Source organism: Rhizobium sp. P32RR-XVIII (genome assembly GCF_012641395.1).
GTDB lineage: Bacteria > Pseudomonadota > Alphaproteobacteria > Rhizobiales > Rhizobiaceae > Rhizobium.
This window is the reverse complement of the sequence record NZ_JABAIH010000015.1, coordinates 52,455-76,640: the sequence shown is the minus strand read 5'-3', so window position 1 is coordinate 76,640 and position 24,186 is coordinate 52,455. Positions and strand designations below refer to the sequence as shown.

The following is a 24,186-nucleotide window of genomic DNA, read 5'->3' as shown; positions in this document are numbered from 1 at the left end:
TAACCACTCACCCCTTGCGGCCGCTCTCTAACGTCCGTGAGGTGCCAAGACCTACTATCTATATCAGGCGGCAATCTGCCCGGTTATCGCAAGATATCAGGATGAGCAGGCACCCTTCGCGACCGCCTTTCCCCTAACCCAACACAATCTGGAGCTCAACAATGCAGGTCATCGACCCTGCAAAAGAATTCCCACGTTCTCTCGCCAAGGTGCTGGTGAACGAAGGCGGTTACTCCAACAATCCGCAGAACCCCGGCGGCGCAACGATGAAGGGCGTGACGCAGCGGGGCCTATGACGAAATACCCTCGATCCCAGCTTCATGCTTGGGTGGCGCATTCCCAAGCCGGCGCCGTTCGACGAATGGCAGGGGACGATCCCCTTTCGTTCTTTGGTGCGCATGTGCGCGACAGAGCATCACCGCTATTGCGGACGCCATTCGCCGGACTGGCTCGGCCGTCATCGGGAGATAGTCTGTACGACGAGGGCTCGACTCACGAACCGAACCCCCGTCGTCCTTCATGCCGTAGTGAACCTACGAAAGTCCTACGGCACGTGGAACCGGACGACATCATGATGAAGGGTGTCATCATGTGAACAGGAAGTTCGCCGCCCGATCACTGTTCCAACAAGTCTGGTTCGGTAATGTTCCCAAAGAAAGCCCCGCCGAAGCGGGGCAGGCTACGGGGAAAAGGTGACCACGCGGCACCAGCCGAAGGCTAGTCGGCTGGCGACTGAGGTAAGGAAGACTACCGCGCGGCCATCCCAATCAACGATCAGCATCAGGGAGCGTTCCCGTTCGATACCGTACGGACAAAAAGAACCCCGCCTGCCTGTGGAGAGTGGATGAGGGGTCAGGTCGCCAGCATTGCTGGCCGGATGCGCTTGCAAGAGAGGCAATGTGCGCAATCCATCGAATCAACGAGTCGAGCGGGCGCTGAGTTCCAGTTCGATCAAGGCATGCCGGTGTTTAGGACGGTACGACCAAGGCTCGCGCAAAATGTTCAAAAATGACGAGCCCTTGCCGCATTGGACTTCGTAGGGGTGGAGAGATCCCATGGGCCATTAACGGCTTGGAGCTTCCCAAAGTCGCGCTGCATGAGCGTGCGATTTTCGAGAGCGTCGAACAGCGCGGTGAAGTGATGCCGGCGTACGAACAGGGCTCGTCTGTGTTGCAAAGTAGGCGAACCCTGTCGCAGACCACGGCACCGGCTATTTAGACCGGGAAAGGGTTGCCGCGGCGAGGCGCTGTAGGTTGCTGTAGGTTGCTGTGGGTTGGCGCATCAGCGTCGATAATGAGGTAGGCAGAAAAGGCTGCTCGTCAATGATGAATTGGCATTACGTTAACAGCGAGTAGCAGCGGAACCGGCGACGAACCAGCTCGAAGGCACTGGTACGTTGTCGGGCGACGGCAAGTCTTCGGGACCTAACCATCTCAACAGCCAAGCAGGCAGAAAAGCCAATGCTGAAGCGAGCGCTATTTTGTAAGGTGTCCAGTGCGCTAGCATACCGGCAAAAAGAGACCCCGCGTCTTTGAGAGGGTAGTGGTGCGGGGTCAGGTCGCCAGGATTGCTGGCCGGATGCGCTTGCAGGGCCGTGCACATGCGCAATCCACCTAAGTAACGGGCGAACGGACCTGCGGTCCCAGTCTGATAGAGATCAAAAAGCCCGCCGAAACGGGACAGTCTAATCCAGAGGATCGCGCGGCCTTCCAAGGGCAAGGAAGGGGCAAAACAATCAGCCTGCCACACGATCCTAAATAATAAACGGCCTGGCTCTATCGATGTTCCGGCGCCTGGCCGCCATTTCTCGGCGCGGCTCATTTGCTGGAGTCAATCCAGGACCATGAAGCCGAACGGCAAAACCGCGACGATATCGCCGCTTTCATCGACGATTTCGAAACGCTGTGCCGCGATCTGCTCGCCGCCCATGACTAATTCCGCAATCATCTCGCGGGCAGCGTTGCGGGCCTCTTGCTGAACGGCCGCGACGTTCGGCAACTCGACACCTTCGTCGTCTTCCACCAATTGATCCCCGGTACGGATGTGAAAATAATACCTCGCCATCGACGGACAGTCTCCTGCTATGGGATCAGAGAACAATCAGGGCTTCGCATTGTTCCGGTCGGTGGCGTCCGATTAGCTGAGCCGACACGTTCACAGCAGGATGAGACGACGCTGATGGAAGACATGACGCCCTCCTTAGATTGGGGCGAAGGGCCTAAGCCCTTTTACGGCAGCGCCCGCTTCAAATGCTGCCGACAAAAAATACTGTGCGCCCCGAACGGTTTTAAACAAGGCAACCGCCACGCTCTTCAATACGTCAGCCGAAAAAATAAAAAAAATTCTATGGATGCGCGTGCTATAGTGGGCTTGCTAGAAAAATAACCCAAGAAGGAGCTTTACGTGAAATCCAATTTTCCGAACATGACGGGCCGCCATGTGGCAATATTCCTGATTGAAACCTCGCTCATGATCACAGGACTAATCGCGATCCTTATTGTTGGGATACCCATGCTTTAGCGCTCTGACGCGAGGCCTCCCAGATTCATTATCCTTGCTTCCCATCAACTCGGCTGCCTCACCAGGCGGTGGTCATAGTCCTCTGCCTTCCGGCCGCTACAATCGACCAAAGCCGACGCTCATCGCTAAGATCGATATCGTGCGTGGACTGGCGGGAGGCTTTGGCGCCCGTCGTGTCGGACCAGCCCAGTTTTGCGAGCGCCTGTACCCATGAGCGGCAGGACGAAGCCTCAATGGCGGTGCGCAAATGCGGCCGGCCATATGACGCCGGCCGCGCATTCTATCCTTTAGCGGATCCAGGCGTTCCAGCGCTCGAGCATCATGGCTGCGTTGGTGTTGATCCAGTCAGCATCTGGAACGACAATATGATCGCGCAGATCTTCCTCGCTCGGTTGCGCCGCGCGCGCCGCGGGAGACATGACCGCGATCGCCTTATTGCTTGGCGGTGTGCACAGAAGCTCCTCGCAAACCCGAGCCTGCGCCTCGGGGCGATCCAGCCAGTAGGCGATGAGTTTCAAGGCGTTCTCCCGGTTCGGGGCGCCCTTGATCACCGTCAGGCGGTCGCCGACCAGAAAGGATGCCTTGTTGGACCAGCCGACAGCGCGTCCCTCCTCCTTCAGCGCATTGGCACGCGTCAGCCAGATCTCGCCGATTGAGTAGTCGCCATTGCGGAAGCCTTGAACGCTCTGGTCGCCTGTCTTCCACCAGACGGAAATGTCGCCGCGGATGGTCTCGAGCTTCTTGAGCGCTCGGTCGATATCCAGCGGAAACAGCTTGTCCTTCGCTACGCCGTCGGCAAGCAGTGCAGCAGCCATGACCCGCCATGGATCATCGAAATTGGGAAAGGCCCGTCCTCCCGGAAAGCGCCTCGTGTCCCACATGTCTGCCCAGGTCGCCGGTGCTGCGCCGGAAAAGGCGTCGGACTTGTAGACCATCAGCGTCGCTGTCGAGAACAGTCGCGCGCCGGCGCCGATACAGGCGTCTCCAACCAGATCGGAGCGATCCTTGAAAGTCTCGCAGAATCCGCCGAGATCTTCCGAGGTCGCCTTATGGGCATCCGAGCCCGCCTGGATCTCGCCGTCGGGGTAAAGATCCCAGGTCACGTTACCGCTCTTGACCATGGCGGTCGCCTTTGCCCGCATCTCGGCATTGGTCGCGGCGACAGAGACGACCTTGATCCCCGTCTCGGCTGTGAAAGGATCGAACCAGTATTTTCTGAGCGCGGCATCATAGGCGCCGCCCGTGGTCGCAATCACCACCTGCTCTTCGGCGGCGGCCCTTTCCGGCAACAGCACGGCAAGATTGAGAGCCATCGAGAAGGCGGCAAGAAATGTCATTGATCTATGCATGTCTTTCCTCACGTCATGAAAAATGGCCGCCTACTCCTCCCGGCGGCCTCTCAGGAGCTCGACTGATCCCATCAGCAGGAGCGAGATGGCGACCATCATGGTCGAAACTGCTGCAATCACAGGGGTCAGGTTGAAATCGATGTCTTCGAACATCTTGCGGCTGATCGTCTTGCCGCCGGTGTCCGAAATGAAGAAGGCGACCGTCGCCTCGTCGAACGAAGCAAGGAAGGCGAAGACCGCGGCCGCAGCGATTGCGGGGGCAATGACGGGAAAGACGACGCTGAGCAGCGCCCGGGTGCGCGAGGCTCCGCAACTCAGCGCCGCCAGCTCCAGTGACGGGTCGAACCGCTCCAGGGCCGCGCCGACCGTGATCACTACGTAAGGGATCGACAGCACGCTATGGGCGATCAGGAAGCCCGCGAAATTGCCCGTCAGTCCGATGGGTGAGAAGACCAGGTAGAGCGCAACGCCGAAGACGACATGCGGGACGATCATCGGCGCCATTGCGAGTGCCTGGATCGCGCCACGGCCGGGAAGCACGCCCCGCACGATCGCAAGCGACGCAAGTGTCCCTACGGTCGTCGCGAGGGCTGTCGTCGAGAGCGCGATCTTCAGACTGAAGATCGTCGCGGCCTGCCAGTCCGGATCCGACAGATAGTCGAGATACCACTTGAGCGTCAGGCCGCTCGGCGGCAGCTGGATGTAGGCTGTTGCGTTGAGCGACATCGGGATCACGAGAAGCGTCGGCAACAGCAGGAAGAACAGGATGCTGCCGGTTCCAAGGCCGGCTGCAAGCCGACCAGCGGCGCGCAACAAAGGATGGGTCGGGCTCGAAGAGGTGACTGGAAAATCAGGCGACACTGCTCAATCCTTTGCTGATCGAAAGCGCACGGCGGAAGATGGCCACGGCCAAAAGCGTGACGAGGAGAAGCACGCTCGATAGGGCGGCCGCAAACGGCCAGTCGAGGACGACAGTGGTCTGCTGGGCGATCAGTGTCGCCATGGTCATCGCCTCCGGCCCGCCGACCAGGGCAGGGGTGATGTAGAAGCCGATCGCCAGGATGAAGCACATGACGCTTCCGGCGAACACGCCGGGAAGCGATAGCGGCAGCGTGACGCGCAGGAAGCACGTGGCCGGGCCGGCGCCAAGGCTGCGGGCCGCCCTCGCATAGTCGGGCGGGATCGAGCGCAGTGCATTGGCGATCGGAAGGATCATGAAGGGCATCAGCACATGGGTCATCGCCAGGATCACCGCGCCGTCCGTGTAGAGCAGCTTCAGCGGCGAGGCGACCAAACCGCTCTCGGTGAGGAGCGCGTTGACGAGGCCGCTTCTCTGCAGGAGCACGATCCAGGCATAGGAGCGCACGAGGACCGAGGTCCAGAGCGGAATGAGGACCGCAGCGGCGATGACAAGGGCAATCCGTCCCTTTGCGCGCGCCATCGCGATCGCCACCGGATAGCCGAGAATGAGGCTGAAGACCGTCACCATCGCCGCGGCACTGATCGTGCGTAGCAGAACCCCAAGATAGAGCGGCGTCTCGAAGACGCGCCGGTACTGATCGAAATTGGGCGCGCCGTCGCCGAAGCTGATGAGCACGAGCCTTGCGATCGGGTAAAGGAAGCCGAGCGCGAACAGGCAAAGCAGCGGCAGGATCAGCACAACCGACAGGGCTGGTCCGTAGCGCCCCGCCGGCGTCACGCGGCGCGCCTTTAACCGTCGGGGGCGCACGACCTTTCGTGGAACCGGCATGTCCATGCTCACGCTCCCGCCAGTTCGAAGACGTGCAGGTTCTGCGGATCGGCAACAACGTCCACCCGCATGCCGGCTGCAAAGGCGCCCCGGCCCGTCTCGGCCGGCATCTGGACCTGCAGAAGCGGATTGCCGTCGGTTTCGGCGCGCACCAGATGCAGGTCGAAGGCACCGGCAAAGACGCTCGCCTCCAGGGTGCCGGGAATGGAATTCCGCCCGCCTTTTCCGTGCTCCGCGAGCACCAGCCGTTCCGGACGCATGGCAATCCTGAGACGCGCGCCCGGGCTCAGCGGCTCTCCGACATCGGCAGCCTGCAAAACGACTGACTCACCAAGCCGAACCACATGCGCGCCATCACAAATCCCGAGATAGATCGCCTCGGCGAAGCTCATCCGCCCGATGAAATCGGCGACGAACGGCGTTTGCGGCCGACCGTAGAGCGCAGATGGGCTTCCCGCCTGGACGATCTGACCGCCTGCCATGACGGCAACGCGATCCGACATCGTCAGCGCCTCTTCCTGGTCGTGAGTGACATAGATCACGGTGGCGCCCAGCCGCTTCTGCAGCTGCTTGATCTCGAGCTGCAACGCCTCGCGCAGCTTCTTGTCGAGCGCACCGAGCGGCTCGTCCATCAAGAGCACCGGCGGCTCGAAGACAATGGCGCGGGCAAGCGCGACACGCTGCTGCTGCCCGCCGGACAACTGATGCGGATATCGGCTCGCGAGGGTCGCGAGCTGGACCAGATCGAGAGTTTCGGCAACCCGGCGATCGCGCTCGGCCCGTGCGACCTTCCGCATCTTCAGCGGGAAGGCGACATTTTCCGCGATCGTCATGTGCGGGAAGAGCGCATAGCGCTGGAAGACCATGCCGATGTTGCGGTGGTTCGGCGCAAGTCGGGTGACGTCGCGCCCGCCGATGACGATCTGTCCGGCGCTCGGCAGCTCAAAGCCGGCGATCATCGTCAGGAGTGATGTCTTGCCCGAGCCAGATGGCCCCAGGATGGAGACGAACTCGCCCGCCGCCACCTCCAGGGACACATCCGTGACGGCGCTGAAGGCGCCGTACTGCTTGCATGCGTTGATGATATGGACGGGAGCACCGATCAAATTATCTCCTCCTTGTGAAGCATTCGCATGCATCGCAGCCATCCTTTGATACGGGTGGCCAGGCGGCGCCTGTGGGCAGTGCAAGGGCAGCGCACATGCGGCGTTGCGAACGTTCACAATCTCGTTATGCTGTCACATTAAGACGTAATATTGCTGCAATGTTCGTTTTGTTGCAACAAAAATTGATGCATGTCAATGCCTGGGGAGGAAATATGAGTGAAGACACAACCGGAAGTCAGGCCGACCTGGAGGGATACCAGGGCAGGCTCAGCGACTTCGTCTATGAAGCATTGAAGGAGCAGCTTGCACGCGGGGCCTACAGTCCCGGCAGGAAGCTTCCAATTCGAACCGTAGCGGAAACGCTGGGCGTCGGCTCTACCCCGGCGCGCGAGGCGATCAACAGACTGGTCTTCGAAGGTGCGCTCGTCATGGCCGGACCGAAGACGGTGATCGTGCCGCATCTCGATCTGGCCGACCTGTACGAAGTGACCCAGATGCGACTCGCGCTTGAAGGCCTGGCGGCCGAAAAGGGAACGGCAAACGCCACCGACGGGACGGTCCAAGCGCTTCTGAACATTCAGAAAAAGATCAATCGCTCACTCGAGGAGAAGCGCTACCGCGATGCCCTCCACGACAACAAGGAGTTTCATTTTACCATCTACCGGCTGTGCGGCATGCCGCACCTCCTGGCAACCATCGAGATCCTCTGGCTGCGCGTCGGATCTTCCTTCCATGATCTCTACCCGGAATTTGCCGAGCAGCGCTACGGCGTTCACAACCACATGGTCGCCATCGAAGGGCTGGCCGACAAGGACGCTTCTGCCGTCCGGGCCGCCATCGAAAACGACATCAGGGATGGCTATCGCAGCCTGAAGAGGGCCGCGCTTTCGCGTCCCGGCGCAGCGGCTACCCTGGCTGGCTGATTTTTTTGTTGCAACTTTTTCGACATTGTGATTTTTGTTGTAACAAAATTGCAATGTGCGGACGCATGGTGCGTTCCGGAGGAGAAAGATGCTTCATACTCGTGACATTTCAGGAGGGCGGCCGCTGTCGCGCGCCCGTTCGCAATATTTTTTCAACAGGAGCCGGAAGATCTTTCCGTCCGGCGTAACGCGCGTCACCGTGGAGCGCCGGCCTGTGCCGCTCTACGTCGCGCGCGGGGAGGGGGCTTACCTCCTCGACGTCGATGGCAACCGGTACCTCGACCTCAACAACAATTTCACCACGCTCATTCATGGTCACGGCTTCCTGCCCGTCGCAGAAGCTGTCGCCGATCTTCTTCACCGAGGGACATGCTTCTCCAATCCGACGGAGCATGAAATCTCCCTGGCGGAGCTCCTGGTCGATCGCATCCCGGCGATCGAGCAGGTCCGTTTCGTCAACAGCGGCACGGAAGCGGTCATGTTCGCGATCAAGGCCGCCCGCGCTTTTACCGGGCGTTCCGGCATCATTCGCGTGGAGGGCGCCTACCATGGCGCCTATGACTGGGCCGAGGCCGGGCAGGCGAGCGCGCCCTCCGTCTGGGGGGACGAGAACCGTCCCGCGGCCGTCGCCGTCTATCGCGGAACCCCGTCATCGGTCGCCGAGGACGTCGCCGTGATCCGGTTCAACGACAGCGCCGGACTTGAACGGCGTATGGACGAGATTGCTGCAACAACCGCCTGCATCCTGATCGACCCAATGCCGAGCAGGGCGGGCCTGATCGGCCCGGATCCCGACTTCCTCAAGGCCTTGCAGGCATCAGCGCGCCGGCATGGCATCCTGGTCGTCGCCGACGAGGTCCTCAATCTTCGGCAGTCCTATCACGGCGCTTCGGACCGCTACCGCCTGGAGCCTGACCTGATCGCCTGTGGCAAGATCATCGGCGGTGGCTTTCCCGTTGGCGCCATCGGCGGCCGTTCCGGCGTGATGAGCGTCTTTGCCAATGACAAGGGAAAGCCGCTCCTGCCGCAGGGCGGGACATTTTCTGCAAATCCCGTTTCGATGGTTGCAGGCCGCGTTGCCATGGAGGCGATGACGGAGGAGGCCTTTGACGCTCTTGAAAAGCTGGGGGATCAGGTGCGTTCCGGCCTGCAGGTGGCGATCGTCCGCAGCGGCGCCTCCTTCAGCGTTACCGGTGCGGCATCGCTCTTCCGCATCCACCCGAAGAAGGCGCCGCCGTGCGATTTCCGCAGCGGTTATCCGACGCCGGCCGAAAGCAGCATCGGCAATGCGCTCTGCGACCACTTTCTCCAGCGCGGCATCATGCTGCCGAACGGAGCGGCGGCATCGCTGTCGACTGCAATGACGCCCTACGAGGCGGAGGCGATCGTCGCGACCTTCGCCGACTTTCTCTCCACACCTGCCGTTCAAGAATTCGAGGCTTCCCGATGACCAGCGCCAAAGAGACCCATACCGTTGCAGAACGCATTGCGCTCAGCCTGAAGCGCCACGATGTTTCGATGATCTTCGCCCAGAGCCTGCCGTCCGCCGTCATCCTTGCGGCGGAGGCGATCGGGATCCGCCAGATCGCCTATCGCCAGGAGAACATGGGCGGCACCATGGCCGACGGTTATGCCCGGCGCTCGGGGAAAGTCGGCGTGGTTGCCGCGCAGAATGGGCCTGCGGCAACGCTGCTCGTGCCGCCGCTCGCCGAAGCCATGAAGGCCTCTGTCCCGATCGTTGCCCTCGTCCAGGAGGTTGAACGGGACCAGGCTGATCGCAACGCTTTCCAGGAACTCGATCACATCGCTCTTTTCCAGTCCTGCACCAAATGGGTGCGCAAGGTCGTCGTGCCCGAGCGCATCGACGATTATGTTGACGCCGCCTTCACGGCCGCGGTGACCGGACGGCCGGGGCCGGCGGCGCTCTTGCTGCCCGCCGATCTGCTGCGTGCAAGGATCGAGACCCCGGCGATACGCCGGGCCGCAAGTCTCGGGCACTGGCCGCTCGACCGCAACCGCCCGGCAGACAGCGACATTGCGCGCGCGGCCGCCCTGATCGCTGCGGCCCGCGCGCCCGTCGTCATTGCCGGCGGCGGCATCCATGCAAGCCATGCCGCCTCCTCTCTTGCGAAGCTGCAAGAAGAAGCGTCGCTCCCGGTGTTCACCACCAATATGGGCAAGGGTGCTGTCGACGAGCACCATCCGCTGTCTGCAGGCGTGCTCGGAGCCCTCGTCGGGCCGAGATCGCTCGGTCGCCACACTCTTCCGCTCGTCGAAGAGGCAGACCTCGTCCTGCTCGTCGGAACCCGGACGAACCAGAATGGTACCGACAGCTGGCGCCAGATCGATCCCGCCGCAATAGTCATTCACATTGATGTCGATCCTTCAGAAATCGGCCGCACCTACGAGGCTGTGCGGCTTTCCGGCGACGCTGCCGAAACCATCGATGCGCTGCGGACGGCTCTCGTACGGCACGATCTGTCGCGGCGGCGCGCCGCACGCCCGGAATTGGAAGATCGCATCCGCGACTGCTGGGCGAAGTTCGAGGCCGACCGCGCTGGCGTCAGCAAGTCCGATGCGTCGCCGATCCGGCCGGAGCGGATCATGCGCGAGCTTCAGTCGCAGCTGACATCCGATACCACCATTGTCGCCGATGCCAGCTACTCGTCGATGTGGGTTGCCGGACAGCTTCGCGGGCTTTCGCCCGGCATGCGCTTCATCACCCCGCGCGGTCTCGCGGGACTTGGGTGGGGTCTGCCGCTGGCGCTTGGCGCAAAGCTTGCGGAACCCGAGAAGCCCGTGGTCGTTCTTGTCGGCGACGGCGGTTTCGCCCACAGCTGGGCTGAGCTCGAGACCATGGTGCGCAGCAATATTCCGGTGCTGATCATCGTCCTCAACAACGGCATCCTCGGCTTCCAGCGAGACGCGGAGACCGTGAAGTTCGGCCGGTTTACCAGCGCCTGCCACTTTTCCAGCGTCGATCACCGGAAGATTGCCGAGGCCTGCGGTTGCCCTGCTGTTCGCATCAGCGATCCCGGAGCACTCACTCATGCGATCAGGACGGGGCTTTCGGGCGTCGACCCCCTGATGATCGAAGTGATCACCGATCCGGAAGCTCATCCACCGCTGTCGCTCTTTGCCGCGATGGACGAAGCCGCATGAGCGCGACGGAGGGCGCGCCGGTCGCCGTCGTCAGCGGCGGGACGTCGGGTATCGGGCTGGCGACGGCCAGCCGTCTCCTGCAGGATGGATATCGTGTCGCGGTCTTCGGACATGGTGCGAGCTCCGTGAAGACGGCAGGCGCAGCGCTGACCGAGATCGGCGGCCCGGAAAGGGTGCTCGCACTTCAGGCCGACGTCCGGGATCCGGAGGCAATCGACGGTTTCTTCGCAGATGTCCGGGGGCGCTTTGCCGCGCCTTCGGTTTTCGTTGCCAGTGCCGGCATCTCACCGAAAGGCGCGAAGGGTCCGGCAGTAGTCGGAACCCTGTCCCGCAGCGAGTGGGACGAGGTTCTCGCGATCAACCTGACGGGCGCAATGCTCTGTTGCAAGTCGGTCCTTCCCGGCATGCAGGAACAGGGATTCGGACGCATTGTTCTGGTGGGCTCAGTGGCTGGCCGCACCCGGCCGCGCATTGCAGGTGCGGCCTATGCGGTCTCGAAGGCCGCTCTTGCCGGTTTGTCGCGCTCGATCGTGACGCAATATGCCGGTTTCGGTATCACGGCGAATGTCGTTGCACCTGGGCGGATCCTTACGGCCATGACCGGACCGGCCTCCAGTCCGACAAACCGGGAGGCCTTATCCCGCATTCCCGCAGGACGGCTGGGCACGGTGGAGGAGGTGGCAGCGGCAATCGCATTTCTCGCATCCAGGGAGGCCGGTTTCATCAATGGCGCGATCCTCGACATCAACGGCGGCGAATTCGCGCCGAGCTGAACCGCAGGTCCTTCTTCAAGGATTGCCTGTTCTTATCTGTACCGAAGATCCGGAACTCTATCTGCTGCTGGACCATATCCTGAGTGTAGCGGGCTTTCGATGCGAGCTCGCCGACAATGACCACGATGTCGAAGCCCGCGTGAGCGAGCAAGGGCTGCTGGCCGTCGTGTTCGACGGCCAGACATGGCACGGCGATGTCGTGGCGCTTTGCGGGTTCGCGAAACGGGCGGGCTTTGCGGTTTGCGCCCTGATGGGCGCCGGCATGACGCCGATGCATCTCCGGATGATCAAGGCCGGACTCGACGACGCAATCGTACGGCCGCTCGCACCGGACCGTTTACTGGATTTCCTCCGGCGAGCGCGCAAAACTGCGGGCGCGGCCGCTTTACAGATCCCCCTGGCAACCCCCGGCGCCGATCATATCTTCGCCGGCGAAAAGCCGATGCGCCTGTCTTCGATCGAGGCTCGGATCCTTCGCTTCCTGTCCGAGGCGGCAGGAACGGCTTGTTCGCGTCAGCACCTGCGTTCCGCCGTTTGGCCTTCCACGCCCGGTATCGGCCTGCGGACAGTCGATGTGCATATTGCGCGTCTCCGCAAGGTCCTCTCGACGTGCGAGGGCGTTCGCATCGAGACAGTCTATGGCGAGGGCTATGCTCTTGTCGTGACAGGGAAAATCCCCGTGCACGCAACTGCGGTTGAAGCCAGTTGTCAGCCGTACAAAGGTTAATATCTATTAACAAAAACAAATCGCTAGCACCCTCTCGGGACCTTTCGAGGCGTCTCGCGACACGCCGGTCGAGAGCGACATTATGGCCCGCCCCGGTGGGATGGCGGTGGCACATCCTCCTTGGCGATTGCTCGAGAGCCCGTTGTCGAATCGGAGATTCCTGGATCCCGGATCTCGTGACGGCGCGCCGGTCCCGGATCCGGCGCGCAAGATGTCAGTCGGCTGCCGGTCGCGCAATTTCCGATGCATATTCGAAATCATCGAGCATTCAGAACAGGTCCGATCCTATTCGGGCGACTGCCCAGAACTCGCGCTCCTCCCCGAAGACCGTCGATATCTGGACGATCTCCCATGCGCTTTCACCGCGGCGCCTTGCCCAATAATAGCTATCCCGTTTCAGTTCGGAAACAGCAGTCATGAGGGTTTCGTCCCATGCGCCTCGCGGTCTTAGACCGATTCACCCGTCTTCTACACTGGGCAGAGCCGATCTGTCAGCCGTCTGTGGGGTTTCGTTCGGCGCTCCCGCGTCGAGTGCCGAAGCGGGCAAGGGAGAGCCAGACAGCGGCCGGGCGGCCCCAGTTGCCGGCATCTGCGCCCTTCGGTGCAAAAGGCACGAATTGGCGGTCGCGGAGCGATCAGTCCGACTGTCCGTCTGGCGTCGCGGCACCTTCCATGTCGTCGGCATAGTTCTGCTTCAATTTGAAAAAACTTCTTTGCGCTGCAAGCCGGTCCGCGGGGCTGAGCGGCTCGACCGCCCTTCCGTCGATGTCATGGCGCATCGAGTCTGGCTGGGCGCTCGCGAAATAATAGCGTTTCGAATAGACATAGAAGGCGGTGGCGCGGCGCAGAGAGGTCACGCCATAGCCGGGTTTGAGTAGCGCGCGCAGTTCGTTGAACAGACCAAGGGCGAACGGGCGGATCGGCTCCCCCGCCTTCATCGGCAGAACGCCCGCCGGGCGAACTAGCATGGCGTTGATCGCTTCGGCCTTTCGCACATCGAAATCGGTCGCGGCAATCGGTCCACGGCTGACTGTCCACGCTTCATCCATGAGCTACCCTCATTGGCCTCTTTTTTTGCCGCCGCGGCGGCGGTCGTTGATCGTGACGTCCATATAGGAAAGGTTGCCCACAAGCACAGGGCGCACGAGCGGGTTTTGCTTTAACGGGCGCGATCATCGACACGGAACCATCGGTATCAGCCATAAGGGATGAGATCGTCGAGTTCGGCGCCGTCAGCTTCACATTCAGCGAAACGGGTGAAATCGGTGGCGTTACCGGCGTCTATGGTGGGCTGCGCCAACCGAGCACTCCGATACCGCTGACCTTACGCGCTTGACCGGCATCACCGGGGGACTGGTCGCCGGCTGGTTGGTTGACTCTGTACTTCTGCATGCCATGGTCGATCCCGCCGATCTCGTTATCGCCCATAATGCCCGTCTCGATCGTCCGTTATGCGAAGTTCTTTCCTAGCAACAATCGGAAACACTTTGTGAGGACCGGGAGGAGACTGATCGGCTGTCTGCGGAGACGATTGATCGTCTGCAACCCGGTCGACTTCCACTTGGGCGGCAAGGATTGGACGTCGCTTATGGTCCATGGACGTGGGCCTGGCGAACGAGCTCGGCCTTGCGTCCGGCGGTCTCCAGCCCAAGCTCGATGAACTGGCGCGCATGCTTGGCTAGCGCCACGTTGTCATCCCAGAGATTGCGCCAGATCGCTGTCTTCAGGGAAAGATCCTTGTCGACGATGGCTGTCGAAAAGGATTCGAACGTCACGTAATCGTTCCAGCCGATAGCGACCAGCGCATCGAAAATGGCGGCGAAATCGATATTGCCCGTACCGAGGTATCCGCGATGGCTTTCGCCGATATGCACGTAGCCGATCTTGTCGGCTGCATGGCGGATCGCCAGGCCCACATCAGCTTCCTCGATGTTCATGTGGAAGGTATCGAGATGCAGGAAGACGTTTGAGGCGCCGGTGTCCTTGATATAGGCCATGCCCTGTGCGACGGTGTTGAGCATGTTGCTCTCGAACCGGTTGACGACTTCGAGATTGAGGGTGACGCCGGCGGCCTTTGCCTGGTCGGCGACTTTCGATAGCGCGGAAACGCTGGTCTCCCAACCCTTTCTGGTCAGCGCATGTTCCTGTTTGCCGTGCGCCGAGCTCAGAATGCCAGCGAGCTTCGTGCCGCCGAGGTCGCGTACGAGCGCCACGGCGCGCTCAAGGATGTCCCGACCATTTGAAACGACGGCCGGATCATCGCTGGAAATATCACCTTCGGAGGGGAGACCCATGCTGACGGCGACATCGAGGCCGAGCTCCTGGAGGTGCGCCGCAAGCCACTTCACATCCACTTGCTTCGGATCGAGATAGGAAAATTCGATCAGCTTGAAGCCGAGTTCGTGCGATCTTGCGAGAGCCTTTTCCAGCTCGTTCTTCGACGAGCCGGCGCTCCAGACGAAGGAATGAACACCGATTTTGGACATGGGACGCCGCTTTCCGATTGGCATTGAAATTAGCGGCCCGCCCGCTCGAGGCAATGGCGGGCCGCCCGGGAGGAGACCTTAGCGAGCTGCGGTCCAGCCCTTGTAATCCTTGACGTTGTCAGCGGTGATCAGCTTCGGGTCGAGGAGGACGGTGTTTTGCGCCGGCTTCTTGCCGTTCAGAACGTCGACGGCCATCTTGAGCGCATCGCCTGCCATCACGTAAGGATCCTGCGAAGCGGAAGCCTTGATCATCGAATTGCCGCTGGCAAGCGACTTTTCGATATCGGGCGCGCCGTCGACGGCGGTGATGAAGAACTCGTTGCGGTTCAGCTGCTTGGCGGCGAGTTCTGCGCCGATGCCCGTCGGATCGTTGATCGCGAAGACGGCGTCGATCTTGTCGAAGCGCGTCAGCAGACCCTGCATGACGGCGAGGCCGCCATCGCGCGAACCCTGGCCGTTCTGATCGTCGGAGAGGATCTTGATGTCGGGGCTCTTCGACAGCACGTTCTTGCAACCCTGGACGCGGTCGAGGATCGAGGAGGAAGCTGGTCCGTTGATGATGACGACGTCGCCCTTACCCTTCAGCTGATCGACGATGTACTGGCAAGCCTCTTCACCGGCCTTGACGTTGTTTGTCATGACGGTGACGTCGGCGCCGGGCGCCGAAACGTCAAAGGCGGCAACGATGACGCCGGCGGCCTGCGCTTTCTTGACGGCCGGTGCGATTGCCTTGGCGTCGACGGCATTCAACATGATGATGTCAACGCCGGCAGCGATGAAGCTGTCGATCTGCGAAACCTGCTTGTTGAGGTCATAGTCGGCCGATACCGAAGTGACCTGAACATTCGGATTGATTTCCTTCGCACGATCCTCGATGCCCTTGATGGTCGCAACGAAGAACGGGTTGCCGAGAAGGCCGACCGAAATGCCGATCTTCTGAAGGTCCTTGGCCGCAGCCGGCATGGCGATGGCTGCCGCCAGAGCGGTGGCTGCGAGCAGTTTAGAGATCATACGCATATTTCCTCCTTATGGCGCTTCCTGCGCCCTGTTATCCGGTAACCCCGGTCCCTCGAGCCGCACATCAGGTGCGGCTAAGCCCTTTCAGCCGGTAGCGGTCGAGCGCCACGGCAACGATGATGACAAGCCCCTTGATGATGTACTGCCAGATGTCCGAGACACCGACGAGGATGAGGCCGTTCGACAGAACGGCGATGATGAGAGCTCCGATCAGCGTTCCCCAGATCGAGCCGACGCCGCCGACGAAGCTGGTGCCGCCGAGAATGACGGCAGCGATCGCATCCAGCTCATAAGCCTGGCCAAGCTGCAGGCCGTTGGCTGCGTAGAGACGCGCCGCCGACATGACCCCGCCGAGCCCGGAAAGAAGGCCGGACATCGAATAAACGAAGAGGAGGACCAGCGGCACCTTGATGCCCGTCAGGCGCGCGGCTTCCACATTGCCGCCGACGGCATAGATCCACGTGCCGAGCACGCTGCGCTTGAGGATAACCCAGGAGATCAGGATCGTTAGCAGCGCGATGATCGCAAGCCACGGGACACCGAGGAAATTGCCGTTGCCGATGAAGTCGAAGGGCAGATCCGGGTTGAAGACGGTCGTATCATTGCCGAGCAGTCGGGCGATGCCGCGCATGGCCGTCAGCGAACCGAGCGTCACGATGAAGGGCGGCAGCTTCAGAAAGGCGATGATCGAGCCGTTGACGACGCCGCAGGCGAGACCGACGGCAATGGCGGCCGGGATGCCCAACATGCCGATATCGGGCCAGAGCGAGACGATGACGCCGACCATTGCGGATGCCGCAAGGATCGAGCCCACGGAGAGATCGATGCCGCCGGTCAGGATGACGAAGGTCATGCCGGCCGCGAGCACCGTGTTGATCGATGCCTGCTGCATGACGATCGACAGGTTGTTGACGCTCAGGAAGCGGCCGCTGAGAAGATGAAAGCCGATCGCCAAAATAATGAGGACGGGAAGCATGCCGAGGGCAGTTAGTGTCGACCGCAGCTTCATCTTGTCCGTTGCTGTCTGTTCGCTTTGCGTTGCGCTCATTTCGGGTTCTCTCTTTTGTCGCGCTCTATGCGTCTCGCTTGGCGGGGCCGGTGGACAGGGCCATGATGGCTTCCTGCCCGATCGGTTGATCTTCGGATCCGACGATCTCGCCCGCGATACGGCCCTCGCGCATGACCAGCACGCGGTCGGCGATGCCGATGATTTCGGGTAGGTCGCTGGAGATGACGACGATGGCGATGCCGCTCTGGGCAAGCTCGTCGATGATGCGATAGATTTCCGACTTCGCGCCCACGTCGACACCGCGCGTCGGCTCGTCGAGGATGATCACCCGCGGCTTGGTCTCGAGCAGACGGGCAAGCAGTACCTTCTGCTGGTTGCCGCCAGATAGGGCTCCGACATTGATCGACGTGCTTTTCGTGCGGATAGAAAGCGATGAAACGGCGCTGTCCGCCCGCTTCTTGGCCTTGCCGAAGTCCAGAAAGCCGCCCGAACGCGCATCTTCCGAAATCACGCCGATATTGATGTTCTCGTTGATTGACATGTCGAGGAAGAGGCCAAGCCCCTTCCGGTCCTCTGTCAGATAGGCAATGCCTGCGTCTAGGGCGCTTCGCGGTCCGTTCAGCGAAAGCTCGCGGCCATCAAGCAGGACGCTTCCCGACGTCTTAGGGTCCGCGCCGTAGATCAGTCGGGCAAGTTCGGTGCGTCCCGAACCGACCAGGCCTGCAATGCCGAGTACCTCGCCGGCGCAGGCATCGACGGAGCAGTCATGCACGCGGCGGCCGTCGCCGATGTTCTTGACTGATAGCACGACCTTGCGATCATGCCTGGCGGCGCGATGCTCCTTCTTGTAAAAAGAGGAAAGATCGCGCCCGACCATCATCGAAACGAGACGCGCGGCAGAAAGCTCGCTGCGCTCCAGCGTTCCGACATAGGCGCTGTCGCGCAGCACGCTGACGCGATCGGCGAGCGCATAGATCTCTTCCATGCGGTGGCTGATATAGATGATGGCGATCCCATGCGCCTTAAGGCTCGCGATAACCTCGAAGAGCTTCTCGGTCTCGCGGCTCGTGAGTGATGTCGTCGGCTCGTCCATGACGATGATGCGCGCGTCCGTCGTCAGCGCCCGGGCAATTTCGACCATCTGGCGCTCGCCGAGCGACAGCGTCGAGACCAGCTGGTTCGGCGAAAAGCTGATGCCGAGCCGCTTGAGGATCGGCTCGGCACGTTTTCTGATATCCACGCGATCGACCAAGCCCATGCGCGAAGGCTCAGCCCCCAGGAACATGTTCTGGGCAACCGTCAAGTTCGGCGCGAGCGACAATTCCTGATAAATGACGGCGATGCCATTAGCCTTCGCCTTGATTGGATCGCCCGAAACTGCAGGCCGGCCGCTGACAAGGATGCTGCCGCCGGGATCGGCGACATAGGCGCCCGACAGCACCTTCATCAAGGTCGACTTTCCTGCGCCATTCTCGCCCATCAGGGCGTGAACCTCGCCGGGATAGGCCGTCAGCGACACATTGGTCAGCGCGCGGCTGTTGCCGAAGGTCTTGCTGATGTTCAGCATTTCGAGGACGGGAGCGTCACTTCGATCGGGTGCGGCAACTGTACTCATTCCCTCATCTCCTTCACCAGGATCGTGTTCGGCGAGCGCGAATGGATCTCCTCGACACGACGTCGCCATTCGCGACGGTAGTCTTCGAGACCCTTGATCTCGGCTGGGCGGATTTTTTCGGATACATTTTTGAAAGGCCGCAACCCCGCCTGGCGGAACACGAGTGCTGCCGCTCCGAAGGCGCTGCCTTCGGGATTGGCACTGGTGAAGACCGTCTGGTTTCGTAATGCAGCCAGCATTGGCGCGTATTGGTCGGTCTTGACCAGACCTCCGTCAATGACGATCTCGTTTTCAGAGCGGATGAGATCAAGCGAAAGATCGGTCATCAGCGTGACATAGAGTAACGCGACGGCAGCACGTTCCTCGCCGGATACGGAGGGGCCGGCAAAACGACCTTCTGCATCCGGGAAAGGTCCAGCCGCGGCGAAGGAGGGCAGGGCAAAGCTGCCTTTGGTGATGACAGCTTCGATGGCCGCAACCGAAATCGACTTGGTCCAGCCATCGCTTGCTACATCATATTCACGCCCGCCCATGAAGCGGATGGTCGCGGCCGGCGCATGGTCGACGGTGACATTGGCGAGCATGTCGCGGTCTCGGTCGAGCGCATCGAGAGGGCAGGCCTGATTGAAGATGATGACCCAGGTGCCAGTCGAAATCAGCGTGAAATCATCAAAGCCAAGGGACCGATAGTAGAAGAGCGCCGAGTTGCTGTCGTGTACGCCGTTATGCACGGAAACATCGACAGCATCGCCGTTGCCGAGCGCGACCCGGTGAGTACCCAGCAACGCACCGGCGGCTGCGAATTCGGGCATCTTCGAACGCCAACCCTGGCCGTCGACCAGACTGCTGAAATCATCGGCAATCGGAGCCCACAGATGGGAATGGCAGCCGAGGTAGGAGACTTCGGAAACGGCCTTCCCGGAGAATTTCCATGACCAGAATTGGGGATAGGCGAGAATCGCATCGGTTGCTTCAAGTGTCCTCGGATCGCGGTCCGCGAGCCAGAGCACATGCCGGCCATAGTTGAAGCCGAGCGGCAGGCGAGGGGAAAAGGTTTCCGAAAAGCTCGGGATCAAGGCATCAATCCGCGCGGCCACCGCTTGTGGGGGCTCCTGCTCGTAGTCGAGGATCGGATGGAAAAGCGTATTATTGCCGATCAGTGCAAAGGTGCATCCATGCCCGGAGAACGTAACATGCCGCACGCCATGTGCCTCGACTGCCTGCTCAAGCTCGCGCGTCATCCATGCAAAGAGTGCGTCATCGTCGAGGACGCGGAGACCTGCATGCTCCCGCCAGACCGGCTTCGTGCGCCGTTCGGCAACGACATTGCCGTCTCCATCAATCACGAAGAGCTTCGAGTTGGTTTTGCCGAGGTCAAACACCGCGATTGGATGATGTGCTTTCATCACGGGCCTCCCACAATTGCAATGAGGATCGATATTCCAGCGCTTTCGAGCATCTTGGCGTCGGCGTCAGAAAGGCCATCATCCGTGACAACAGTTCCGACGCGCGACAGAGGCAGAACAAGATTGCGGGGCCGTATGGAGAACTTCCGGCTGTCGGCAAGTAAGACGACCTCATCAGCGCAACTGCTGAGTTCCCCAACGGCCTTCACCAGAAGCGGGTGCGATTCAAGAAGCCCGGCGCTCCCGATGCCCTGCGTGCCTACAAAAAACCGTGAAGCAAAGTAGTCGGGCGCTCCCGCCGAAGGATCATGGATGATGCCGGGCTCGCGATAAAGCTCGCCACCAGCAACAGTCAGGTGACAGCTGCCATGCTCACCGAGATAAGCTGCAAGAGGCATCGAGTTCGTGAAAATGCGCAGGTTTCGTTTCGCCAACAGGACGCCGAGCTGAAAGCAAGTAGAGCCTGCGTGAACGATGATCGAGTCACCGTCTCGGAGCAGCGATGCAGCGCGGCTCGCTATAGCGCGCTTGGCTTCAACGGCGATGTCGCGATTTTCGTCATAAGGCCTTGCGGGCGACCGCCCCCCAAGCTCAAACGCCGAAACACCGCCGTAGACCTTCTTGGCTTTACCTAAGTCGTGAAGCTTGTCGATATCGCGCCGGATCGTCGCCGGTGATACGCCTAGACGATCCTGAAGATCGCGCACTGATGCAAAAGGCGTTTCCCGCAACAGTTCGGTGATCATCTTGTGCCGCTCGGCGTCATTCAAAGTCGTCATCCTCCTCGGCCGCTCCCCGCCGATGATCAAAAATAATCACAAAGCCAGCCGACCTGCAAGGTAATATGACGGAGTAACTTCATTATTGACGTTCTTTGATCTCGAAACTACGGTTGCGAAAAAGTTTGCTCATGGCTGGAATGGGCTCAGGGCATTGGAGGGCCAACAATGACTAACGGACCAACAAGGCTAGGTGTGGACTTCGAACGTTTCCTGGAGCTGTCTGCGATGCTCGGGCGGGATATCCTGAAAACCCAGGGTGCAGGTGGGAACACCTCGCTCAAGGGCGGCACTGAAATGTGGGTGAAGGCGTCGGGAAAGTGGCTGGCTCACGCGACAGAGCAGGATATCATGGTCCCAGTCCACGTTGCCGACTTAGTCACAGCTTTGCGCAACAACGATCCGCGCGCCGAGAAGGGGCTGGAGTTTGTCATCAAGACACTCAATACCAGCGGCTTACGGCCATCGATTGAAACAAGCTTTCATGCGGCCCTGCCGAACGCGGTCGTGGCTCACTATCACTGCGTCAACACAATCGCACTTTCGGTGCTGGAACAACGCGATGAGCTTCTGAAGCAAAAGCTCGATGAGACCGGCATGATATGGGCAACGGTTCCTTACCGGCGCCCCGGGACGCCGCTTGCCAGAGAGGTCGACCTTGCGGCCGCGACGAGCCCCGACGTCATGGTCCTCTATAATCACGGGATCATCGTCACTGGCGAGACCGTCGAAGAAGTTGCTGATCGGATCGAGCGGGTCACTTCAGCATTGACCATGTCCGCGAGACAAGTTCCTGATGCGTCTCTCGGGGTCTTACAGAGGCTGAGCCAGGAGAGTGGCTACTCGCCGGCCGCGGATCTGGCGAGCCACCAATTAGCGCTCTCGCCGGAAAATATCCGGCTGGCGATCAGTGGTTCGATGTATCCCGACCACGTGATCTTCCTCGGCACGAAAATTGGCCTTCTCGAAGCAGATCAGTCCCTGCCGGCCTACATCGAAAGCTTTGCCAATGCGGGTGAAACCGCGCCGAAAATGATCATCGTTCCCGGCTGCGGTGTGCTGTTGTCGAATGAGCTGACAGCCGGCGGCCAGGTCATGGCCCGATGCCTGGCGGAGGTCGTCGCGCGCATTCCCGATAACGCGGAGGTCGTCTATCTGACCGAGGCGGATGAATATGAACTGACCAATTGGGAAGCGGAGCAATATCGCCAGGCGCTCGATCGCGGAGCAGCACAGTCGTGACGAGCCGGCAACCGTCAGGACGCGCAACCGTCGTTGGTATTGATATCGGCACGTCCGGCGCACGTGCGGCCGCGCTTGCCGATGATGCAAGTGTCGTGGCGATCGCCAGCGCGCCGTTTGTGGATGCCGATGAAGGTCGCACACCCACGATATGGTGGGAGCGCACGTCGACGGCATTGCGCGAGCTTGCGACAAAGACAAGCCTTGCGGCCGTTCGCGCAATCGGCGTCGACGGTACGTCCGGTACGGTCCTGGCGATCGATGACAAGGGCGAGCCGGTCGGTGCCCCGCTGATGTACAACGACACCTCTCCGGATGCATCGATCGTCGAAGACATCTCCCGGCATGCTCCGAGCGACAGCCCGGCGCGGGGCGCGAGCTCGGCCTTGGCGCGAGCGATTTACCTCGCCCGCCAGCCGTATGTCGCAAAGATCGTTCATCAGGCTGACTGGCTTTTGATGAAGCTCGGTGCGCGAGAATGCGCAAGCGATGAAAACAATGCCCTCAAGACCGGATATGACCTTGATGAGGAAAAATGGCCCGACTGGATAGAACGGGCCGGGCTCGATCGGCGCCTGCTTCCGGCCGTCCATCGTGCCGGCTCAGCACTTTCGGAGATAGATGGTTTCGTCCGAGGGCTCGGTGTCGATGAGAGTTGCCGCTTTCATGCGGGAACGACCGATGGCTGCGCATCTTTTCTTGCGACCGGTGCGTCGCAGATCGGGGACGGTGTGACGGCGCTCGGCTCCACGTTGGTTCTGAAGCTGGCTTCCAAACAGCCGATCAACGCGTCCCAATATGGAATCTATTCGCACCGGGTGCTCGATTTCTGGCTGCCTGGCGGTGCTTCCAACACCGGCGGTGGCGTGATCAGGTCGCTCTTCGGAGACGAGCGTCTCGATGCGCTCACGGCCCGCATCGATATCACCAGACCGACAGGCTTGAATTTCTATCCGCTGCTCAGGCCTGGCGAACGTTTTCCCGTCAGCGACCCGAATTACGCTCCTCGACTGGAGCCGCGCCCCAAGGATGAGGCGGTTTTTTTCCAGGCCGTGCTCGAGGGCATTACCGGGATCGAACGGCTTGGATACGAAAGGCTGGCGGAACTCGGCGCCGCCCGCCTGACATCAGTGCGAACCGTCGGCGGCGGTGCGAAAAACCCGGCATGGACCAGGATGCGCCAGACTGCCCTTGGTGTCTCCTTCGCGCCTTCGAATTCTACGGAGGCCGCGGTTGGCACGGCGGCACTCATCCTCCAATGGCAGAGGACACAGCGGTGACCATTGCTCCCGAGATATCTCTAGCAGCGCTGATCGACCGCTATGACTATTTCCTGATCGACCAATTCGGGGTCCTGCGCGACGACGACGCTTATGATGGGGCGGTCGCTGCACTCCGGAGGCTGAAAGAGGCGGGCAAACATGTGATCGTACTGTCCAACTCGGGCCGGAGCGGGGACTACAATGCCGAGCGCTTCGCTCGACTCGGTTTCGACCGCCAGCTCTTCGAGCGGTTCGTGACATCGGGCGACGTCGCCTTCAATTTATTGTCAGCAGACCCTAACATCCGCCCCGGAATGCGCGCTTTCACGATCTCCAGCGGCGGTGACCAGAATCTTGCTGACCGTCTGGGACTCGTCAGCGTTGCCCAGTCCGACGAGGCCGATCTTGTCATCATCTCCGGCAGCGAGGCCGAGCGGATCGAACTCGAGATCTATCGTCGACGACTGGCGCCCGCAGCGGCCAATAACGCTCCCTGTGTCTGCACCAACCCCGATATTCATAAGCTCGCCGGCGGCAAGATTGCGCCTGGCGCCGGGGCGATCGCACGAATCTACGAGAATCTCGGGGGGATGGTCCACTGGATCGGCAAGCCGCATCGCGAGATCTATGAATTCGCGATGGCGCAGTGGGCCAGTGTCGATCCCGCTAAAATCGTCTGCATCGGCGACAGCATCGAACACGATATCAAGGGCGCGAGCGATATGGGGCTTTCCTCCGTGCTGGTGCGGACCGGCATTCTGGCTGATGCCTCTGAGCAGGAGCTGTCAGAGCTGATGCAGCATTTCGCTGGTGTTCCGACCTATATGATGTCGAGCTTTTCGCCCGATACGACCGCGCTTTGATTCGGGCTGTTGGTTGAAGCCATTGGCGCAAAGCGGGCATAACCAGTGCAGCGTCGCGCAAATCACCGTCTTCTTCCAAATCGCCCGCATATGGTAAACCAACGCCTGAGCGGTGACCACAAGAAGATTTATTGCATCGTTTGCCGAGGCGAGTTCCTACCGCGAACTCAGGAGCGTTGCTTTCACCTCAGGCAGTC

At 60.9% G+C, this 24,186-nt stretch carries 23 protein-coding genes; 10 read left to right on the top strand and 13 right to left on the bottom strand.

Features of this window, described 5'->3' with window-relative positions:
- The first annotated feature begins 161 nt into the window (after positions 1–161).
- Positions 162–296 (top strand): glycosyl hydrolase 108 family protein, encoded by a 135-nt coding sequence (locus HGP14_RS28110; RefSeq protein ID WP_168833153.1) that lies wholly within the window; start codon positions 162–164, stop codon positions 294–296.
- A gap of 1,534 nt (positions 297–1,830) precedes the next feature.
- On the opposite strand, the gene HGP14_RS28105 is transcribed toward HGP14_RS28110, so the two are convergent.
- Positions 1,831–2,064 carry a DUF6894 family protein gene (locus HGP14_RS28105; protein ID WP_168833152.1) on the bottom strand — a complete coding sequence of 78 codons (234 nt, stop codon included), beginning with the start codon at positions 2,062–2,064 and terminating at the stop codon, positions 1,831–1,833.
- Between the two features lie 114 nt (positions 2,065–2,178).
- Here HGP14_RS28105 and HGP14_RS28100 point away from each other — a divergent pair, with 114 nt between their 5' ends.
- Complete coding sequence (locus HGP14_RS28100) at positions 2,179–2,385, top strand: hypothetical protein (RefSeq protein ID WP_168833151.1); 207 nt, start codon at positions 2,179–2,181, stop codon at positions 2,383–2,385.
- Between the two features lie 422 nt (positions 2,386–2,807).
- Here HGP14_RS28100 and HGP14_RS28095 read toward each other — a convergent pair whose 3' ends face one another.
- The 4 genes from HGP14_RS28095 to HGP14_RS28080 form a co-directional block, all read right to left on the bottom strand.
- Positions 2,808–3,833: an extracellular solute-binding protein gene (locus HGP14_RS28095; protein WP_246704629.1), complete on the bottom strand. Its 1,026-nt coding sequence runs from the start codon at positions 3,831–3,833 to the stop codon at positions 2,808–2,810.
- 66 nt (positions 3,834–3,899) lie between these two features.
- On the bottom strand, positions 3,900–4,685 hold the full coding sequence (locus HGP14_RS28090; protein WP_246704628.1) for an ABC transporter permease: 786 nt from the start codon (positions 4,683–4,685) through the stop codon (positions 3,900–3,902).
- A 34-nt stretch (positions 4,686–4,719) separates the two neighbouring features.
- Positions 4,720–5,619, bottom strand: coding sequence for an ABC transporter permease (locus tag HGP14_RS28085; protein WP_205927383.1), 900 nt, complete (start codon positions 5,617–5,619; stop codon positions 4,720–4,722).
- A gap of 8 nt (positions 5,620–5,627) precedes the next feature.
- Complete coding sequence (locus tag HGP14_RS28080; protein ID WP_168833149.1) at positions 5,628–6,725, bottom strand: ABC transporter ATP-binding protein; 1,098 nt, start codon at positions 6,723–6,725, stop codon at positions 5,628–5,630.
- Between the two features lie 212 nt (positions 6,726–6,937).
- Between HGP14_RS28080 and HGP14_RS28075 the strand changes: the two genes are divergently transcribed.
- The 5 genes from HGP14_RS28075 to HGP14_RS28055 all read left to right on the top strand — a co-directional run bounded on the left by HGP14_RS28075 (position 6,938) and on the right by HGP14_RS28055 (position 12,310).
- Complete coding sequence (locus HGP14_RS28075) at positions 6,938–7,648, top strand: GntR family transcriptional regulator (RefSeq protein WP_168833148.1); 711 nt, start codon at positions 6,938–6,940, stop codon at positions 7,646–7,648.
- A gap of 88 nt (positions 7,649–7,736) precedes the next feature.
- Entirely contained in the window at positions 7,737–9,098 is a 1,362-nt protein-coding gene (locus HGP14_RS28070; RefSeq protein WP_168833147.1) for an aspartate aminotransferase family protein, read from the top strand.
- Positions 9,095–10,810 carry an acetolactate synthase catalytic subunit gene (locus HGP14_RS28065; RefSeq protein ID WP_168833146.1) on the top strand — a complete coding sequence of 572 codons (1,716 nt, stop codon included), beginning with the start codon at positions 9,095–9,097 and terminating at the stop codon, positions 10,808–10,810. The genes HGP14_RS28070 and HGP14_RS28065 overlap by 4 nt, the downstream gene beginning before the upstream one ends.
- On the top strand, positions 10,807–11,583 hold the full coding sequence (locus HGP14_RS28060) for an SDR family NAD(P)-dependent oxidoreductase (RefSeq protein ID WP_168833145.1): 777 nt from the start codon (positions 10,807–10,809) through the stop codon (positions 11,581–11,583). The genes HGP14_RS28065 and HGP14_RS28060 overlap by 4 nt, the downstream gene beginning before the upstream one ends.
- A gap of 22 nt (positions 11,584–11,605) precedes the next feature.
- Complete coding sequence (locus tag HGP14_RS28055) at positions 11,606–12,310, top strand: winged-helix domain-containing protein (protein WP_168833144.1); 705 nt, start codon at positions 11,606–11,608, stop codon at positions 12,308–12,310.
- A 268-nt stretch (positions 12,311–12,578) separates the two neighbouring features.
- Here HGP14_RS28055 and HGP14_RS28050 read toward each other — a convergent pair whose 3' ends face one another.
- From HGP14_RS28050 to HGP14_RS28015, 8 genes are all read right to left on the bottom strand, one after another.
- On the bottom strand, positions 12,579–12,728 hold the full coding sequence (locus HGP14_RS28050; protein ID WP_168833143.1) for a hypothetical protein: 150 nt from the start codon (positions 12,726–12,728) through the stop codon (positions 12,579–12,581).
- 217 nt (positions 12,729–12,945) lie between these two features.
- Positions 12,946–13,359 carry a ProQ/FINO family protein gene (locus HGP14_RS28045; RefSeq protein ID WP_168833142.1) on the bottom strand — a complete coding sequence of 138 codons (414 nt, stop codon included), beginning with the start codon at positions 13,357–13,359 and terminating at the stop codon, positions 12,946–12,948.
- Between the two features lie 537 nt (positions 13,360–13,896).
- Positions 13,897–14,796: a sugar phosphate isomerase/epimerase gene (locus tag HGP14_RS28040; RefSeq protein ID WP_168833141.1), complete on the bottom strand. Its 900-nt coding sequence runs from the start codon at positions 14,794–14,796 to the stop codon at positions 13,897–13,899.
- Between the two features lie 78 nt (positions 14,797–14,874).
- Positions 14,875–15,813 carry an ABC transporter substrate-binding protein gene (locus tag HGP14_RS28035; RefSeq protein ID WP_168833140.1) on the bottom strand — a complete coding sequence of 313 codons (939 nt, stop codon included), beginning with the start codon at positions 15,811–15,813 and terminating at the stop codon, positions 14,875–14,877.
- A 64-nt stretch (positions 15,814–15,877) separates the two neighbouring features.
- Positions 15,878–16,861 (bottom strand): ABC transporter permease subunit, encoded by a 984-nt coding sequence (locus HGP14_RS28030; protein WP_168833139.1) that lies wholly within the window; start codon positions 16,859–16,861, stop codon positions 15,878–15,880.
- Between the two features lie 25 nt (positions 16,862–16,886).
- Complete coding sequence (locus HGP14_RS28025; RefSeq protein ID WP_168833138.1) at positions 16,887–18,437, bottom strand: sugar ABC transporter ATP-binding protein; 1,551 nt, start codon at positions 18,435–18,437, stop codon at positions 16,887–16,889.
- A complete protein-coding gene (locus HGP14_RS28020; RefSeq protein WP_168833137.1) occupies positions 18,434–19,843 on the bottom strand; it encodes an FGGY-family carbohydrate kinase in 1,410 nt (469 codons plus the stop codon). The genes HGP14_RS28025 and HGP14_RS28020 overlap by 4 nt, the downstream gene beginning before the upstream one ends.
- Complete coding sequence (locus HGP14_RS28015) at positions 19,843–20,613, bottom strand: DeoR/GlpR family DNA-binding transcription regulator (protein WP_168833191.1); 771 nt, start codon at positions 20,611–20,613, stop codon at positions 19,843–19,845. The genes HGP14_RS28020 and HGP14_RS28015 overlap by 1 nt, the downstream gene beginning before the upstream one ends.
- 177 nt (positions 20,614–20,790) lie before the next feature.
- On the opposite strand from HGP14_RS28015, the gene HGP14_RS28010 reads away from it, so the two are divergent.
- From HGP14_RS28010 to HGP14_RS28000, 3 genes are read left to right on the top strand one after another with little or no spacing between them, the layout of a single operon-like run.
- Complete coding sequence (locus tag HGP14_RS28010; protein ID WP_168833136.1) at positions 20,791–21,864, top strand: class II aldolase/adducin family protein; 1,074 nt, start codon at positions 20,791–20,793, stop codon at positions 21,862–21,864.
- Positions 21,861–23,144 (top strand): FGGY-family carbohydrate kinase, encoded by a 1,284-nt coding sequence (locus HGP14_RS28005; RefSeq protein WP_168833135.1) that lies wholly within the window; start codon positions 21,861–21,863, stop codon positions 23,142–23,144. Before HGP14_RS28010 ends, HGP14_RS28005 begins: the two co-directional genes overlap by 4 nt.
- Positions 23,141–23,989, top strand: coding sequence for a TIGR01459 family HAD-type hydrolase (locus HGP14_RS28000; protein ID WP_168833134.1), 849 nt, complete (start codon positions 23,141–23,143; stop codon positions 23,987–23,989). The genes HGP14_RS28005 and HGP14_RS28000 overlap by 4 nt, the downstream gene beginning before the upstream one ends.
- The last annotated feature ends 197 nt before the right edge of the window (positions 23,990–24,186 follow it).